Origin of the sequence: Nocardia sp. NPDC059236 (assembly GCF_042754085.1) — a bacterium.
Lineage (GTDB): Bacteria > Actinomycetota > Actinomycetes > Mycobacteriales > Mycobacteriaceae > Nocardia.
Genome location: NZ_JBHZAF010000123.1, coordinates 567 through 1,027, shown reverse-complemented (window position 1 = coordinate 1,027; position 461 = coordinate 567). Strand labels below are relative to the sequence as shown.

General features: G+C 65.5%; 1 protein-coding gene. It reads right to left on the bottom strand.

Annotated elements, in window-relative coordinates:
* Nucleotides 1-52: 52 nt before the first annotated feature.
* The coding region (locus ACFXIV_RS48375) for a transglycosylase SLT domain-containing protein (RefSeq protein WP_379421598.1) at nucleotides 53-461 on the bottom strand (409 nt) is incomplete at its 5' end.

Sequence of the window (461 nt, the reverse complement as noted above, 5' to 3'; positions counted from 1 at the left end):
CGCGGTGGTGTTGTGTGTGGTGCTGCGTGTGGTGTTGCGGGGGTGTTGCTGGTCAGTAGGCGGAGTCGACGTTGTCCATGGAGCCGTAGCGGTCGGCGGCGTAGTTGCAGGCGGCGACGATGTTGGCGACCGGGTCGGTCAGCTCGTCGGGGGTGCCTTCGACGTGGTAGCGGTCGAAGGTGGGCTGGATCACCTGCAGGAGGCCCTTGGAGGGGGTGCCCTTCTTGGCGTTGATGTCCCAGTCGTTGACCGCGTTGGGGTCACCGGCCGACTCACGGATGGAGTTGCGCTTGATGCCTTCGTAGGAGCCGGGGATGCCGTGCTCCTTCATGATGGCGCGGGCCTCGCGGATCCACCCGTCCAGGTTGTCCGCGTACTCCTTGTCACCAGCCTTCTTCTCGTCCTTCGCGTCGGCGTTCGCGTAGTTGTTCGGCTTGGTGCCGGTCGCCTTGTGCCCGGTC